Source organism: Mariniflexile gromovii (assembly GCF_017814435.1).
Taxonomy (GTDB): Bacteria; Bacteroidota; Bacteroidia; order Flavobacteriales; family Flavobacteriaceae; genus Mariniflexile; species Mariniflexile gromovii.
The window spans coordinates 306392-322612 of the sequence record NZ_JAGJCB010000004.1 but is presented as its reverse complement, the minus strand read 5'-3'; the positions used below and the strand labels follow the sequence as shown (position 1 = coordinate 322612).

Here is a 16221-nt window from a genome sequence, read left to right as displayed (position 1 = left end):
ACTTATTACAATATGACAAATGGACCAACTCCAAAAGGCTTTAACAAAGGTTGCGCAATAACTATAATATTATCAGTAATAGTAATTGGTATTCTAGTAAAAACTTGTTCCAATGAGCCTAAAAGCACATTAACAAAAAAAGAAATCCATCAACAAAATATTGAAAAACTATTTAGTGGTTGGGACGGCTCTCATATTAAGCTTACAGAACAGATTAAAGAAGCTTTAAATGATCCGAATAGCTATGAACATATAGAAACTAGGTATAAAGATATGGATTCATTCTTAACTGTTTATTCCACTTTTACAGCAAAAAACGGGTTTGGAGGTACGTTGAAAAAGGAAGTTATAGTTACTAGTGATACTCTTGGAAATATAATTGAAGTTCTTAAATGGATTGATTAATTCAATTGATTATTTGTAATACAATAATTTGTATTTGACTTGATAAATCTTTTAGTTACTTTGCTCGACTTTTTAGTTTGGTACAATATGTTACGCACAGCAACCTTCACTCGCTTTACACAGATATGATTCTTGTTATCTTTTTGGTTATAAACTTCTTTTAAAAATATTAAAAGTATTGAAAAACCCTTTGGCTACAAGGTTTTTTTAAAAGATAACAACATTATAACAAAAAGGGTAATCTAATAATTTTGACTACCCTTCACAACAATAATTAATAAAGCAGAACTAATTTTTACACATTATTGCGGTAAGACAATCCTTCCCACGGAATAGATTTCCTTTTATTTTCCAACCTTTTTTTAACAATTGATTAATTCTCTCTTCGAATTTTGGCGTACTATCGCTCTCTAAAATTTTTATCTTCATGACTGTATGGTTAATATTTTGTGGTAATTAAAATTAATTGTATTTAAGTCGTCTGAAAGACCTTTAGTGCCATTTATAAAAAAACTACCATCCTTATGATTTAAATACTTTACTAAAGGCTCTAGGATGTCGTTAGAGGTCATTTCAAGCTTTTTAGCAACTCTAACAAACTCTTTTATATTTTTCATTGTTTCAAGCTGTTTATGGCTAGTGGCATAAAGAGTAAATAATTCTTCGGGAACATCAATTTTTATGTTATTTCCTTTGATGTTAACAAAATCAAATATTTTGAAAATTTTAATCTCTGGTGCATTTTCTAGGAACGACTTTAATAAAGGGTTTTGTTTAAAATTATTTTTACAGTATTCATAAAAACTATCATTAATTAAGTAAAAGCTAAATTCCCTGTCTAAATAACGTTTGTAATTAGTTTCCAATTTTTTTAATTCTGCATCATTATAACCATATAAATCGAGGTACTTTTCATAAATCATGTTTTTTGTTACCTCGTTCTTTAACTGTTGATTTTTGTGATAATCTTCAAATAATTTTTGAAAGTTCCCTTCTTTTAATTCTTCAAAGCTATATCCATCAATGCCTTGTTTACCTAACTCCTTAATAACATCACAAAAAATTGAGGCAAAGTCGTTCATGTTTTTATTAAATAACTCATACCGCTCTTTTTGAAATTCTAATCTTGTTCTCATTGTTTTTATTTTTTTTATGTTCATTATAAATAGTATTTTTTTGTGTTATGTTAGTGCCTTTATATAGGCACTTAACTTATTAACACATAATTATAAATGCGTTAAAAACATGTGTTAACACATGAAACACTTAATCTGTTTTAGTTTCATATTTCCCTAACTTATAAGGCATTCTTTCTTTTTCTTGAATAAGCCAATTCATGTTTTTCATATATATTATTAAGTCTCTAGCTGGTATATCTGCCAAAGGTTTTTTAAGTTGCTTTTTGTGTGCTGTTTTAATTGCAATCATTAATTCAGCATATTTATATTCATTTTTAAATGAATAGACTTCTGTGAGGAGTTGGTACATTTGATAATGAGGAATATCCAAGACATCATATTTTTTCTTTTTTGTTTTAGCCCTTTCTTCATAATCTTCAACTTGAATAGGTAATCCATCTATAATCTCAAATGCAAAAATGTCGGGTTCTTCATTTCTGCACATTTCAGCTTCTACAACAGATATGTTTTTATCATTTTCAGATTTTGATACCGACAAAACCGTTTCGGCTTTGTGAACCAACTCACTACCCAAATGCCCTCTAGCGTTGTTATCTCCTTTGTTTTGATGAAGAACGCACACAATATGAATATTTCGTTCTTCTGACCATTTTAACAATTTACTTGCGATTCCAGTTGCTTCTTCCTCACTATTAATTGAAGTTATTAGGTCTTTAATCCCATCAATAACTACAAAACCAATATCATCGTTTTTGTATATTGCAAACTCAATTAAATCAAGTCTTTCCTTTGGGTTTAAACTTCTTAAACCATACATTTTAAGATGCTTGGGGTTTTTAATATTAATCTGCTTGCAGATACGTTTCAAAACTAATTGCACATGATACTTACCTTGTTCTGTATCGAAATATAATACCCCCTCTTTTCCTTTCGGTAATCGACTTTGTAAATGATTTAATAAGTTCTTATTGTTTTTAAGTATAGTAGAAGTGATTAAACCAATAAAAAACGATTTTTTGCTTTTAGCTTTTCCAATTATTAAGCTGAAATTGCCTAAAGTGCCAAGAGGAATAAAATTGTTTTTATCTTTGCTTATCATCCCCCAAGCAATTTCTGGAGGTTTTAAAATCTCTGATGAATTAACCCTATACTTTTTGAGTGCTTTTTTTAGGCTAGGGGATTTGTTTTTTTTCATAGCCTAATTTTGAAGTTTAACAATTGCTGCTTCAACTTCCTCTCGTTTGTAATAAACTCGACCACCTATTTGGTAAGCTTGAAGGATGCCTTTTTTTGTCCAATTATGACAGCTTGAAACATCAATTTTAAGCATTGTAGATACTTCTTTTCGACTAAGATAGATTGATTGTTCTTTAGGCTTGAAATTGTCTTTGATTTCTTTAAGCTCATTTTTTAATGCCTTAATCTCATCTGTAAGACTTTCGGGGAATGTAACTTGAATTTGTTGCATAACACTTGAATTTAAAATTAATATTCGTTTTCAAGTGCTAAAATACTATTGGATTCTATTTAATATACAGAAATACAGTTGTTTATGATTGTGTTAATTGTTTTAATTGTCCAAATAATTAGCACAATCAAGTGCTGGATGGTTACAACTTATAGATTATCATTCTTTCATTAATTATGGTTTCAATATCTTTAATGTAATTTTTATAATCAAGTTGATTTTTATATGCTATTTTGGCTATACTATTAAATCCTGATTCATCTGAAACTATTATTATTTTCTCTGGTCCAATAAAAAGGTTTCCTACTGTATGTAATAGATGTTTGTTTTCTATTTCGTTACTCAAAACACATAAATCTCTTAACGCTAGTGCTAATAAATATAAATTCTTTTTCTTCTTATTTTCGTATTTGTCTTTAATATCGTTAAATTTTTTTTTAATAAACCCTTCAAATGCTTCTTTGCCTTTTTCATTCCAAGGCTTAATTATGTTTTCTTTGAATGGTTTTATTTTAGTTTTATGTTTTCCGCTTTTATTATTTGTTGATTCATTTTCCTTGTTTAGCAATGCTTTAAATTCGTTTAATATGGTTTTTGTTAAGTTTTTGACGAAAATCGTATAAGCACCTAATAGCTCGTAGTATTCTTTTTTGGTTAAAATTTTATCACTTATAAAAGATTGAGTTTTAAAGCTTAAATCTCTACTCATTATAGAAAAATAATTTAAAGATATTTCTTTGTCATTAATTGATAGTTTGTTGTAAGATTCAAGTAGGAAATAAATCTTTGCTTGTAAAGAGATATATCCGTTCCAATCATCTGAAATTTTAAACCTTTGGAGGCTGCTAAAATGTTTTGAGATATTGGTTTTGTCTAGATTTTTCTTATTCCAGAACTCTCCTGCTTTTGGGTAATATTCTGCAAAATCGTCTGGAGAAATATTTTTAGGGTCAGAAATTAATAATAGAAATTCATTTATATTTTTTTCCATTCCTAAAGTGTTATCAATTAGTAGTATTTTTTAAATTACTTATAGTTGAGGGATAAGTTTTGGTTTGTTATTTTAATTTATTAAAGCTATCAAAAGCCCTTTTAGCCTTGTCATAATCAGGTCTTACGATATAGTTAAGGAATTCTTTTTCTGTAGTGTGACCAGTGAAATACATTAAATCGGGAGTTGGTATGTTGCCATAATTAATTGTAGCAAATGTTCTGCGACCTATATGGCTACTTATAAGTTCCCATTTTTCAAATTCCCCTAAGACATCCCTGTAATCAAACTTTGTAGGTTTCTTTCCCTCTTCTGCAATGCATATTCTTTTTTTTCCTTTACACAGGGTGTTTATTCCTGCTTCTTTGCACACCAATTTGATGTAATCATTATATTTTTGGTCTGAGATAGATCTTGGAAATTCTCCGTTTCTTTTATTTAAAATATCAATTATTTCAGCTCTAAGTGGTAAATACATGTCATGTTGTGTCTTAATTTGCTTAAATATAATAAATGAGCGATTATTTTCATCATTATGTATCATTTTAGATGTAAAGCGCATAAAATCTGAGATACGTTGTCCAGAATAAATACTAATTAATAGCCAGTCTCTTGCATTTTCCAAATAATCAAACTTTAAGTCGACTTTTTGAATTTTTTCAATTTCGGTGCTTTCTAAATATATTTTCGGAGATTTCTCCTTATTTATTTTAAAATTACTCTCCATTAAAGATTTGCTTACCTCTAACCCTTTTCTTTGTGCATATCTACAAATAGTCTTAATTCGTTCAAATTCTTTGTTTTGAGTATTAATTGAATATTTTTTTTGTTCAGAAAAAGTAATATAATCAGCTTTAAAGTCTTCGTTAATATCTTTTAATTTGTATCTTTTGTGGGTTTCGTTTTCAAGTCTAATTAATTTATTTTTAGTTGTAGTAATTCGTTTCCTTTGGCTTTCTTTTAATTCATTTAAAGCTTTCTTGTCTGCTAAATATGAGTCGATAAAATCTACTAAAAAAATTGGATAGAGTTTTTCTTTTTCTTTTGGAGTATAATAATCTTTTAATGTAAGTTTAAGCCAGTTTTTGTTTCCAGATTTAGGATTGTCTTTTTCGTACTGTTTGAGTATAAAATCCTCCAAAGTCTCAATACTCTTATTTATGCTTTTTATTTCATTTTTTTCAATTCCGCTTAAGCCTCGTTGTTTTTTCCTAGTAATATTCCAAAATTGATTAGAAGTATGAATTTGGGTGCTTCCTTCGAATTGAAAAAAAACTCCTTTATCATTTTTGTCTTGTAATCTTACTTTCAATGCAGCTTTCTCTTTTTGAGAACGAAATAGAAAATATACTCTTGCCATTATTTTAGTGTTTTAATTGGTACAAAAATACAATAGCTATATCATTATTGTACTAAAAATGTACTATAATATTCTTTTAGTTTAAATTTATTTCTATTGGTTTAAAATATTTATTTCATTATTTATATATATTTAAAGGGGTTTAGGGATGTATATTGAAGTGTTTGGATTTAATATTGTTTTCAAATAGTGTTATCCCCGCCCGCACTGTAAAGGAAAAGCCGAATCGAGAGATTCGGCTTTTTTGTTTTTAACAAGCTCACCCTAAATATGCTTCATTGTTAGGTGTAATTTGCATGATAGTACAGGATAGTATCTATTTTATTTAAGTGTAAATTCCCGCATTAATTTACAAACAGTATTCCGTTACATGTGGTTTTTAAAAGTCCAATTAAATTTTAACTTTGGTACCATCATTAAATTTCAGATGTTCATTGTTTAACACTTCTATTTTATTTTGTTAAATTTTGACTTAAATAGTAGGGGCACTTGTAATTAGTGGTATTTTGTCTTTTTTTTGTAAACCATCAAACTAAAGATTAACATTAAAATTATAAAATGAGTACAAAGTTTATTCACGATAATTTTTTATTAGAAAATAAATACGCTGAAGAATTATTTCACAACCATTCCAAAAACCAACCGATTATAGATTACCATAATCACTTATCACCACAACAAATAGCTGAAGACAAAACGTTTGAAAACATTACCGATGTTTGGATACATGGCGATCATTATAAATGGCGCGCCATGCGAACTTTAGGTATTGATGAAAAATTTATCACTGGAAATGGTTCTGATAAAGATAAGTTTTTAAACTGGGCAAAAACAGTGCCTTACGCTATGCGTAATCCATTGTATCATTGGACACATTTGGAATTAGCCAGATATTTTGATATCCATGAATTGTTGAATGAGAAATCTGCTGAAAAAATTTGGGAGCAAACCCAAGAGAAATTAACGTCTGGCAATTACAGTTGCCGTCAATTACTTCAAAAAGTAAATGCAGAATATGTGTGTACTACCGAGGATCCTATAGATAATTTACAATACCATCAACAATTAGCTAAAAGTGATTATAACGTAAAAGTTAGTACGGCTTTCAGACCGGATAAAGTTATTTTAATTGAAGCTGATGATTATAATTCTTATGTAGATACCCTTGCCAATGTTTCTGGTGTTTCAATTAACTCTTTCGATAATTTGTTAACCGCATTAAGAAACCGTATTGAGTATTTTAATGCAAATGGATGCCGAATTAGTGATTATGGATTGGCTCAAATTTATTTTGAAAATTATACTGAAAGTGAAGTAAAATCAATTTTTGCTAAGAAGCGAGAAGGTAAGGTGATTTCATATGATGAAGCTTTAAAATTTAAAAGTGCTGTATTAATATTTTTATGCGAAACCTACCATGAGTTTGGTTGGGTGCAACAATTTCATATAGGAGCTTTAAGAAATAACAATGCGCGTATGTATCGTCTTTTAGGGCCAGATACAGGTTGGGATTCCATTGGCGATTACCCGCAAGCAGAAAAATTATCAGCGTTTTTAAATGCTTTAGATACTAAAGATAAATTAACCAAAACCATAATTTATAACTTAAACCCTGCGGATAATGAGGTTATGGCTACCATGATTGGTAATTTTAACGATGGTAGTGTGAAAGGGAAAGTGCAATGGGGTTCTGGTTGGTGGTTCCAAGACCAAAAAGACGGTATGATAAATCAATTGAATACACTTTCTAACATGGGGCTTATTAGTTGTTTTATAGGAATGTTGACCGATTCAAGAAGTTTCCTGTCGTTTCCTAGACATGAGTATTTCAGACGTATACTTTGTAACTTAATTGGCGACGAAATAAAAAGAGGTGAATTGCCAAACGATATGGAATGGATAGGCAAACTGGTTTCAGATATTAGTTATTTTAACGCCAAAGAGTATTTTAAATTATAAAATAGTTTAGTTTTGTTTCAACCATAAACTAAACAAGTTACCTGCTTCATAACGTATTAAATAAATGACTTACATAATATTAATGATAAAAACATGCAAAAAATAAAATTAATAACACTTTTACTTACTATGGTGCTAGTTGGGTGTAACGAAGCTAATAAAACAAAAACCATTAAAATTGCACATGGTTTAAATATTGAACATTCGGTACACAAAGCCATGGTTGAGATGGGTAAAGATTTAGAAAAAAGATCTGGAGGCAAAATGAAACTCCAAATTTATCCAAGTCAGCAATTAGGTAGCGAGCGCGAATGTTTGGAACTTTTACAAATAGGAAGTTTAGACATGACCAAAGTATCTGTAGGTGTTATGGAAAATTTTGCGCCAAAAATGAAGGTTTTTGGCGTTCCTTTTTTGTTTCGTGATAGGCAACATTCTTTTGATGTGTTAGATGGTCCCGTAGGTAAAGAAATATTAGATGATGGCGAGCAATATTGGTTAAAAGGATTGGGGTATTACGATGCGGGAAGCAGAAGTTTCTACACCAAAGAAAAACCAATTAACACTCCAGAAGATCTAAAAGGGTTGAAGGTGCGCGTTATGGAAAGTGTAACTGCTATGGATATGGTAAAAGCGTTGGGCGGATCGGCAACGCCAATTTCATGGGGTGAATTATACACGTCTTTACAACAAGGTGTTGTTGACGGTGCTGAAAATAATCCACCAAGTTTTTATTTATCACGTCATTATGAAGTATGTAAATACTATTCGTTAGATGAGCATACCGTATTGCCCGATGTTTTAGTGATTGGAACTGAAACCTGGAATAAACTTTCAGCTCAAGAAAAGGAGTGGCTGCAAGCATCGGTTGATAAATCGGTAGTCTATCAACGTACGTTGTGGGCTGAAGCAGAAGCCGAGGCACTTCGTGAAGTTGAAAAAGCAGGGGTAACCATTATCAGACCTGATAAAACATTGTTCCAAGAAAAAGTAAAAAGTATTTACAAAGGTTATGAAAACGATAAAGTAATAAATAGTTTAATAAACCAAATTCTAGAATCCAATTAAAACAAAACATTCAAAACACATTCTGGTATTTGTGGCAGAATGATTTTTTTGAGCGCAACTAGATACCACTAAAACAAATATTAAAACATGAAACTTCGAGAAAAGATTGATAAAATTCTAAGCAATATACTTATTGTTATTATGGCTGTTATGGTAGTTAATGTACTATGGCAAGTGTTCACAAGGTTTATAATGGGTGTTCCAAGTTCATTTACCGATGAGTTGGCAAGATATTTAATGATTTGGATAGGTATATTGGGTGCCGCTTATGTGTCTGGGCGTAATATGCATGTCGCTATCGATGTTTTGCCTACCCGAGCAAGTCCTAAAAATCAAAAAAAGATAATGCGTGTTGTTTATGTAATAATCATATTGTTTTCTATAACAGCATTGGTTATTGGGGGCTCTAGGTTGGTATATATTAGTTATTTACTTGGGCAGAGTTCTCCTGCATTACAAATACCATTAGCATTAGTTTATATGGTAATTCCAATAAGTGGCATTTTAATAATTTATTACAAAACTTCAGATCTTTTAAAAAAATAGTTATGATGGAATATATACCAATACTTGTACTAGTTTTTAGTTTTTTATTTCTTTTATCAATAGGTACACCAGTGGCATGGAGTATAGCCATTTCAGCTATGTTAACTATGTTGGTGAGTATTTCTCCCATAGCTGCTTTTACAACGGTATCACAACGCATGGGTACCGGACTTGATAGTTTTGCGTTGCTCGCTATACCCTTTTTCGTCCTCTCGGGGCAATTAATGAACAAAGGAGGTATAGCGCATAGGCTTATTGCTTTTGCAAAAACCTTAGTAGGCGCATTGCCAGGAGGTTTAGCGTTAATAAATGTAATAGGCGCCATGTTAATGGGGGCCATTGCAGGTTCAGCTATGGCATCGGCATCCGCTATGGGAAGTATTTTAGGTCCTGAAATGGAAAAGGAAGGCTATTCAAAAGAGTTTGGAGCGGCTGTGAATATTACTTCGGCTACAACAGGTTTAATTATTCCGCCTAGTAATGTGCTTATTGTTTATTCTTTAGCTAGTGGAGGTGTTTCTATTGCGGCGTTGTTTTTGGCTGGTTATATTCCGGGTATTTTAACCGGTCTGTTTTTAATGTTGGTTGCCATGTTTTGGGCTAAAAAGAAAAAATATAAGTTAGGTGAAAGAAGCTCTATTAAAGAAGTATTTAAAACGTTTATAGCGGCGGTACCTAGTTTGTTTTTGTTGGTAGTTGTAATTGGTGGTATTGTAACGGGAATTTTCACAGCTACTGAGGCTTCGGCTATTGCTGTTTTGTATACCTTGGTTTTAGGGTTTGCTTATAAAGAAATATCATGGAAATCGCTTCCTGAAATCTTACTGGATTCATCTGCAACAACAGCTATTGTTATGTTGTTAATTGGGGCGTCTATGAGTATGTCTTGGGTGATGTCTTACGAAAACATTCCTCAAGATATTAGTACTGCTTTATTGGGAATTAGTGATAATAAAATTATTATATTGTTAATTATCAACTTATTATTGTTGTTTGTTGGTATTTTTATGGATATGACGCCGGCGGTATTAATTTTCACGCCTATATTTTTACCAGTGGTAGAAAAATTAGGTATGGATCCCATCCACTTCGGAATTATTATGGTTTTAAACCTTTGTATAGGGCTCTGTACACCACCAGTAGGTTCGGTGTTGTTTGTTGGGGTAGGTGTTGCAAATACAACTATTGGTAAAGTAATTAAACCGTTGATGCCTTTGTTTTTGGCTATGATACTTGTGTTGTTCTTGGTTACGTATTTGCCTGAGTTAAGTTTATGGCTTCCTAGAGTTTTTGGATTGATTGAATAAACAATTTTCATAATATATTAAAAGTAATTAGTTGTAATTTTCTTTTTTTGAAAAGTGATAAAGTAAAATTTATTAAAAATTCAAATAACAATATTACTTTTACAGTAAATCATGAGGGTTGCAACTGGTTACTTGTAGCGTTCCCGATTTATGGATATGAATAATTGCTCGGTAAAATTCAAGTTTAATGGATGCTATGAAAGGATTTCGAATAGAACCCATTGAATTTCAATAATGTAAAAATGAAACATCATATTTACTGGAATTTTTTGTTTTGCAAATAAATGATAGTGTAGATGTTGCATCTGACCATTAAAAAAACAATAGACATTAACAGATGAAAGAGTTGTTAAAGCGTTTTTCCTTATTAAGTGCCATATTTTGCTTATTGGTAGCGTGTAATTTCGAAGAAAAGGACATTCGAATTGTTGAAGATTTTAATTTTGATTGGCGTTTTAAATTGGGAGAAAACCCAGGCGCCAGTAAATTGGCATTTCAAGATTCAGATTGGCAAAAACTCAATTTACCTCACGATTGGAGTATTGAAGGTGCGTTTAGTGAAGAGCACCCAACCAGACCTGAAGGTGGTGCTTTGCCAGCAGGAATTGGCTGGTACCGTAAAACATTTACCATTTCTGAAGATTGGGTAGATAAATCGGTTTCTATAGAGTTTGGTGGCGTTTACAGAAACAGTGAGGTTTGGATCAACGGGCGTTATCTAGGGAAACGTCCTAACGGCTATATATCCCTTGCTTACGATTTAACAGACCATCTAAACTACGGCGAACAAGAAAACGTTATTGCCGTTAAGGTTAATAATTCCGAACAGCCAAACTCTAGATGGTACACAGGTTCTGGTATTTACAGGAATGTGCGTTTGGTTGCTTCAGAGAAATTACATGTAGCGCACTGGGGTACTTACGTTAAAACGCCCAAAGTTTCCGAAGATAAAGCATTGGTTAGTTATGAAGTAACGGTTCAAAACAATTCCAGACTTATCAAAAAGTTTAAATTGGAAACCAAAATTTATGATGCCAAAGGCAGAGAAGTAGGGAAAGCCACAACTTTAGAAAAACTTTATCCTAAAAAAACATTAACAAAGCTATCGGATATAGAAATTTCCAACCCAAAATTATGGAGTTTGGAAGATCCGTATATGTATCGCATTGTAACCAGAATTTACGAAGATTCCGAATTGGTAGATAATTATACAACCACAACGGGTATCCGCTATTTTAATTTTGATGTCGAAAAAGGTTTTTCACTCAATGGCAAACCAACTAAAATTCTTGGGGTTTGTTTGCATCACGACAATGGCGCTTTAGGAGCGGTTGCCAACAAATACGCTATCGAAAGAAAGTTGAATATTTTAAAGGAAATGGGCGTAAATGCCATTCGTACCGCGCACAACCCGCCTTCTACAGAGTTATTGGAACTATGCGACCAAATGGGGTTTTTAGTTCAAGACGAAGCTTTTGATGTTTGGAAAAAGAAGAAAGTAGCCTACGATTATAGTCAAGATTGGGATAAATGGCATAAAAAAGATTTAGAAGATTTAATAAAACGCGATAGAAACCATCCTTCGGTAATTATGTGGAGTATTGGCAACGAAATTCGTGAACAATACGATAAATCAGGTACAGCCATCACTAAAGAATTGGTGGATATTGTAAAAGGTTTAGATGCTAACCGTCCTGTAACTTGTGCTTTAAACGAAATAGACCCAGATAAAAATTTCATTTACAAATCTGGTCAACTAGATGTTTTAGGCTTTAATTATAAGCATCAAGTTTATCAAGATTTTCCTGAAAATTTCAAAGGTGAAAAAATAATAGCTTCAGAAAGTATGTCGGCTTTAGCAACTCGGGGTCATTATACCATGCCTTCCGATAGTATCCATAGATGGCCAGAAGCAAACAAAGAGGCATTCGGAAATGAAGATTTTACAGTTTCAGCCTTCGATCAAGTCTCTACCCCTTGGGGGTCTACCCACGAAGAAACTTGGAAAATGATTAAGAAATTGGATTTTGTTGCAGGATTGTTTGTTTGGACAGGATTTGATTATTTAGGTGAACCAACGCCTTACGGTTATCCCGCTAGAAGTTCATATTTTGGTATTGTTGATTTGGCAGGGTTTCCAAAAGATGCGTACTACATGTATCAAAGTGAGTGGACCAACAAGCCCGTTTTACACGTATTTCCACATTGGAATTGGGAAGAAGGGCAAGAAGTGGATGTTTGGGCATATTATAATAATGCTGATGAGGTGGAGTTGTTTTTAAATGGTGAATCTTTAGGTGCTAAGTCAAAACAAGATGATGATTTGCACTTATGTTGGCAAGTAACTTTTCAACCTGGAACCCTTAAAGCCGTTTCAAGAAAAAATGGAAAAGTGGTTTTGGAAAAAGAAATCCATACCGCAGGCGAAACTTCGAAAATTGAATTAATTCCGCACAAAGAAAGCATTAAAAGAGATCATTACGATTTGGTATATGTAACCGTTAATATGTTGGATGCTGAAGGCAATTTTGTTCCAAAAGCAGACAATTTAATTCATTTTGAAGTTGAAGGCGGTGGCAAAATAGTAGGTGTAGATAATGGTTATCAAGCAAATTTAACTTCATTTAAAGCAAAAGAAATTAAGGCCTTTAATGGTAAATGTGTGGTTATCATCCAGTCTAACGGAAAAGATGATGATATAAAACTTAATGTTTCAACTGATGATGGAGCTATAAAAGCTTCTCTAGAAATTGATACGGTAAAAGATTAATATAAAATTCAGTCTTTTAAAAAACAGGTGAATTTTAGTTTAGCTGTTGCATAAATTTTAGCTTTTTCCATAATTAATGGTTACTTCACATAGCTTCATAAATCCATGTAATTGTTTTAATAATTACTTAAATTGAATAATCTTCAATAAAACCTTACATCCTAAATAGTTATAAAATATTGACAAGCTCATACATAACTCATATTTAATACATAATATCGTCTTTTTGATAAGTGGTTTTAGATAAAATGTTTTAGTTTTGTGAACCGATTTAAAAAACACAAATAATACGAATTAAATTTCTGGTTATTTTAATTAACCACTATTAAAAAATGAACAAAAAATTAGATCAACAGGCAGCAGATAATATTAGAGCATTAGCTGTGGCGATGGTAGAAAAAGCGAATTCAGGACACCCAGGAGGCCCAATGGGCGGTGCAGATTTTATGCACATCTTATACTCCGAGTTCTTCAATTTCGATCCAACCGATATGGAATGGCCTTTTAGAGACCGTTTTTTCATGGATGCAGGTCACTTATCTACCTTAATGTACGCTCAGTATTATCTTTTAGGGAACTATGCAAAAGATGATGTTGCTAATTTTAGACAATGGGGATCCATCACACCAGGGCATCCAGAAGTAGATGTTAAACGAGGTATAGAAAATACGTCGGGGCCATTAGGGCAAGGACATACTATGGGTGTTGGAGCAGCAATAGGAGCCAAATTTTTACAGGCCCGTTTTGGAGATTGGATGAACCATAAAATATACGGTTTTATTTCCGATGGAGGTATCCAAGAAGAAATTTCACAGGGAGCAGGAAGAATTGCGGGCCATTTAGGGTTGAGCAATTTTATTATGTTTTTTGATTCCAACGATATCCAATTGTCAACTTCTACCGATGAAGTAACCAGTGAAGATACCGCCATGAAATACGAAGCATGGGGTTGGAAGGTAGTTACAATAGATGCGCACAACCACGACGAAATAAGAAAAGCATTAACCGATGCCAATAACGAAACCGAAAAACCAACGCTGATCGTTGGTAAAACCATTATGGGTAAAGGTGCCGTTGCGGCAGATGGTAGTATGTTTGAAGGACATTGTGAACTGCACGGACAACCCATTGGACATACCGGTGCGGATTATACCAAAACCTTATTGAACTTGGGTGCAAATCCTGAAAGCCCATTCGATATTTATCCAGAGGTTGAGGCATTCTATAAAGATGTTATAAAAGCTAAAACAGCAAAAGCGGCCGAAAAGAAAGCAGAAATTGCTTCTTGGAAAGCTTCAAATAAAGAACTTTCAGATAAATTGGATTTCTTCTTGTCAGGAGAATTGCCAGAACTGGATTTTGAATCCATCGAACATAAAGCAGGTTTAGCATCAAGAGCAGCATCTTCAGGTGTATTGGGTTATTTAGCTGGAAAAGTGGAAAACATGATTGTGTCTTCTGCCGATTTATCGAACTCTGATAAAACGGATGGTTTCTTAAAGAAAACACAGGCACTTCAAAAAGGGGACTTTAGTGGTTCTTTCTTGCAAGCAGGTGTTGCCGAATTAACCATGGCATGTATCGCAAATGGTTTGGCGCTGCACGGAGGGATTATTCCCGTAGTAGCAACATTCTTTGTGTTTTCAGATTATATGAAACCAGCCATTCGTTTGAGCGGTATTCAAGAATTAGGCGTGAAATACGTTTGGACGCACGATGCCTTTAGAGTAGGTGAAGACGGACCAACACACCAACCTGTAGAGCAAGAAGCTCAAATCCGTTTGTTGGAAAAATTGAAAAACCACAGTGGCAGACCAAGTTTTATGGCGTTACGTCCTGCAGATTCAGCTGAAACAAGTGTTGCTTGGAAAATGGCTTTGGAAAACAAAAACACTCCAACTGGTTTGATCCTTTCTAGACAAAATATTAAAGATTTACCAGCAAAAGGAGCTTCAAGATACAGTGATGCCTTAGCTGCTGAAAAAGGTGGGTATTTAGTGAAGGAAGTTGAAAATCCAGATGTGGTTTTAATCGCAAACGGATCGGAAGTAGCAACATTATTTGCTGCCGCTGAAATTTTAGAAACCCAAAACGGATTGAAGGTAAATATCGCTTCAATTATTTCAGAAGGGGTATTCAGATTACAATCAAAAGAGTATCAAAACGCGGTAATTCCTAAAAACAAACCATTATTTGGTTTAACGGCAGGTTTACCAGTAAATTTAGAAGGACTTGTGGGAGAGAATGGAAAAGTGTTCGGATTGGAGCATTTTGGATATTCGGCACCTGCCAATGTATTGGACGATAAATTCGGCTTTACAGGCGAAAAAGTAAGCCAACAAGTATTGGAATATTTAAAAACAGTATAAAAATATAATTATGAAATTTTTTATTGATACAGCAAACCTAAATGATATCGCAGAAGCGCAAGCATTGGGAGTTTTAGATGGTGTTACCACAAACCCATCGTTAATGGCAAAAGAAGGCATTACAGGAACTGATAATATTATTGCGCACTACAAAAAAATATGCGATTTAGTAGAAGGTGACGTAAGTGCAGAAGTTATCTCAACCGATTTTGAAGGTATGGTAAAAGAAGGTGAAGCTTTAGCGGCTTTACACCCACAAATCGTGGTGAAATTACCATTAATTGCCGATGGTATTAAAGCATGTAAATATTTTTCAGATAAAGGTATTAGAACCAATGTAACGTTGGTGTTCTCTCCAGGTCAAGCATTATTGGCAGCCAAGGCAGGAGCTACCTATGTGTCTCCATTTATTGGAAGATTGGATGATATTTCTACCGATGGATTGAACCTAATCTCAGAAATCCGATTAATCTATGATAACTACGGTTTCCAAACTCAAATTTTGGCAGCATCAGTACGTCACACCATGCATATTATCGATTGTGCCAAGTTAGGGTCTGATGTTATGACGGGGCCTTTATCAGCCATCAAAGGTTTGTTAAAACATCCTTTAACCGATAGTGGTCTCGCTCAGTTCTTGGCCGATTACCAAAAGGGGAATAAATAAGCCTAAAATTTAATAGAATACTAAATCTATAATTTTAATAAAGTTTTAAAAGGACTTGTTAAAATTATAGATTTTTTTATGCCTTTAAATCTTATTTTAAGTTAATTGAGATAATAAATAGCTAGGGTTTAGGAACTGCTTGGTTTTGTGTGAATAGGAATCGTTCGTTTTT

Annotated in this window: 13 protein-coding genes; 8 read left to right on the top strand and 5 right to left on the bottom strand. The window is 32.9% G+C overall.

The features are described 5' to 3' along the window. The first annotated feature begins 12 nt into the window (after positions 1-12). On the top strand, positions 13-405 hold the full coding sequence (locus J8H85_RS06950; protein WP_209653894.1) for a hypothetical protein: 393 nt from the start codon (positions 13-15) through the stop codon (positions 403-405). A 425-nt stretch (positions 406-830) separates the two neighbouring features. Here the strand turns inward: J8H85_RS06950 and J8H85_RS06940 are convergent, their stop codons facing one another. The 5 genes from J8H85_RS06940 to J8H85_RS06920 form a co-directional block, all read right to left on the bottom strand. Continuing rightward, complete coding sequence (locus J8H85_RS06940; protein ID WP_209653890.1) at positions 831-1541, bottom strand: hypothetical protein; 711 nt, start codon at positions 1539-1541, stop codon at positions 831-833. 130 nt (positions 1542-1671) lie between these two features. Next, positions 1672-2739, bottom strand: a complete 1068-nt coding sequence (locus J8H85_RS06935) for an AAA family ATPase (RefSeq protein WP_209653888.1) — start codon at positions 2737-2739, stop codon at positions 1672-1674. 3 nt (positions 2740-2742) lie between these two features. Next, positions 2743-3012 carry a helix-turn-helix domain-containing protein gene (locus J8H85_RS06930; protein WP_209653887.1) on the bottom strand — a complete coding sequence of 90 codons (270 nt, stop codon included), beginning with the start codon at positions 3010-3012 and terminating at the stop codon, positions 2743-2745. A gap of 142 nt (positions 3013-3154) precedes the next feature. Continuing rightward, a complete protein-coding gene (locus J8H85_RS06925; RefSeq protein WP_209653886.1) occupies positions 3155-4003 on the bottom strand; it encodes a hypothetical protein in 849 nt (282 codons plus the stop codon). Between the two features lie 67 nt (positions 4004-4070). Further along, a complete protein-coding gene (locus J8H85_RS06920; protein WP_209653885.1) occupies positions 4071-5363 on the bottom strand; it encodes a phage integrase SAM-like domain-containing protein in 1293 nt (430 codons plus the stop codon). Positions 5364-5921: 558 nt separating this feature from the next. Here J8H85_RS06920 and uxaC point away from each other — a divergent pair. The 7 genes from uxaC to fsa all read left to right on the top strand — a co-directional run bounded on the left by uxaC (position 5922) and on the right by fsa (position 16049). Continuing rightward, positions 5922-7322, top strand: coding sequence for a glucuronate isomerase (gene uxaC, locus J8H85_RS06915; RefSeq protein ID WP_209653884.1), 1401 nt, complete (start codon positions 5922-5924; stop codon positions 7320-7322). Between the two features lie 93 nt (positions 7323-7415). Continuing rightward, the gene (locus tag J8H85_RS06910; RefSeq protein WP_209653883.1) at positions 7416-8390 is read left to right on the top strand and encodes a TRAP transporter substrate-binding protein; all 975 of its coding nucleotides are present in this window, start codon (positions 7416-7418) and stop codon (positions 8388-8390) included. Between the two features lie 87 nt (positions 8391-8477). Further along, a complete protein-coding gene (locus tag J8H85_RS06905; RefSeq protein ID WP_209653882.1) occupies positions 8478-8936 on the top strand; it encodes a TRAP transporter small permease in 459 nt (152 codons plus the stop codon). A gap of 5 nt (positions 8937-8941) precedes the next feature. Beyond that, positions 8942-10243: a TRAP transporter large permease gene (locus J8H85_RS06900; protein WP_209653944.1), complete on the top strand. Its 1302-nt coding sequence runs from the start codon at positions 8942-8944 to the stop codon at positions 10241-10243. 337 nt (positions 10244-10580) lie between these two features. Continuing rightward, a complete protein-coding gene (locus tag J8H85_RS06895) occupies positions 10581-13013 on the top strand; it encodes a glycoside hydrolase family 2 TIM barrel-domain containing protein (RefSeq protein ID WP_209653881.1) in 2433 nt (810 codons plus the stop codon). A gap of 332 nt (positions 13014-13345) precedes the next feature. Beyond that, positions 13346-15382 (top strand): transketolase family protein, encoded by a 2037-nt coding sequence (locus tag J8H85_RS06890; protein WP_209653879.1) that lies wholly within the window; start codon positions 13346-13348, stop codon positions 15380-15382. A 10-nt stretch (positions 15383-15392) separates the two neighbouring features. Continuing rightward, positions 15393-16049 (top strand): fructose-6-phosphate aldolase, encoded by a 657-nt coding sequence (gene fsa / locus J8H85_RS06885; protein ID WP_209653877.1) that lies wholly within the window; start codon positions 15393-15395, stop codon positions 16047-16049. Positions 16050-16221: the final 172 nt, after the last annotated feature.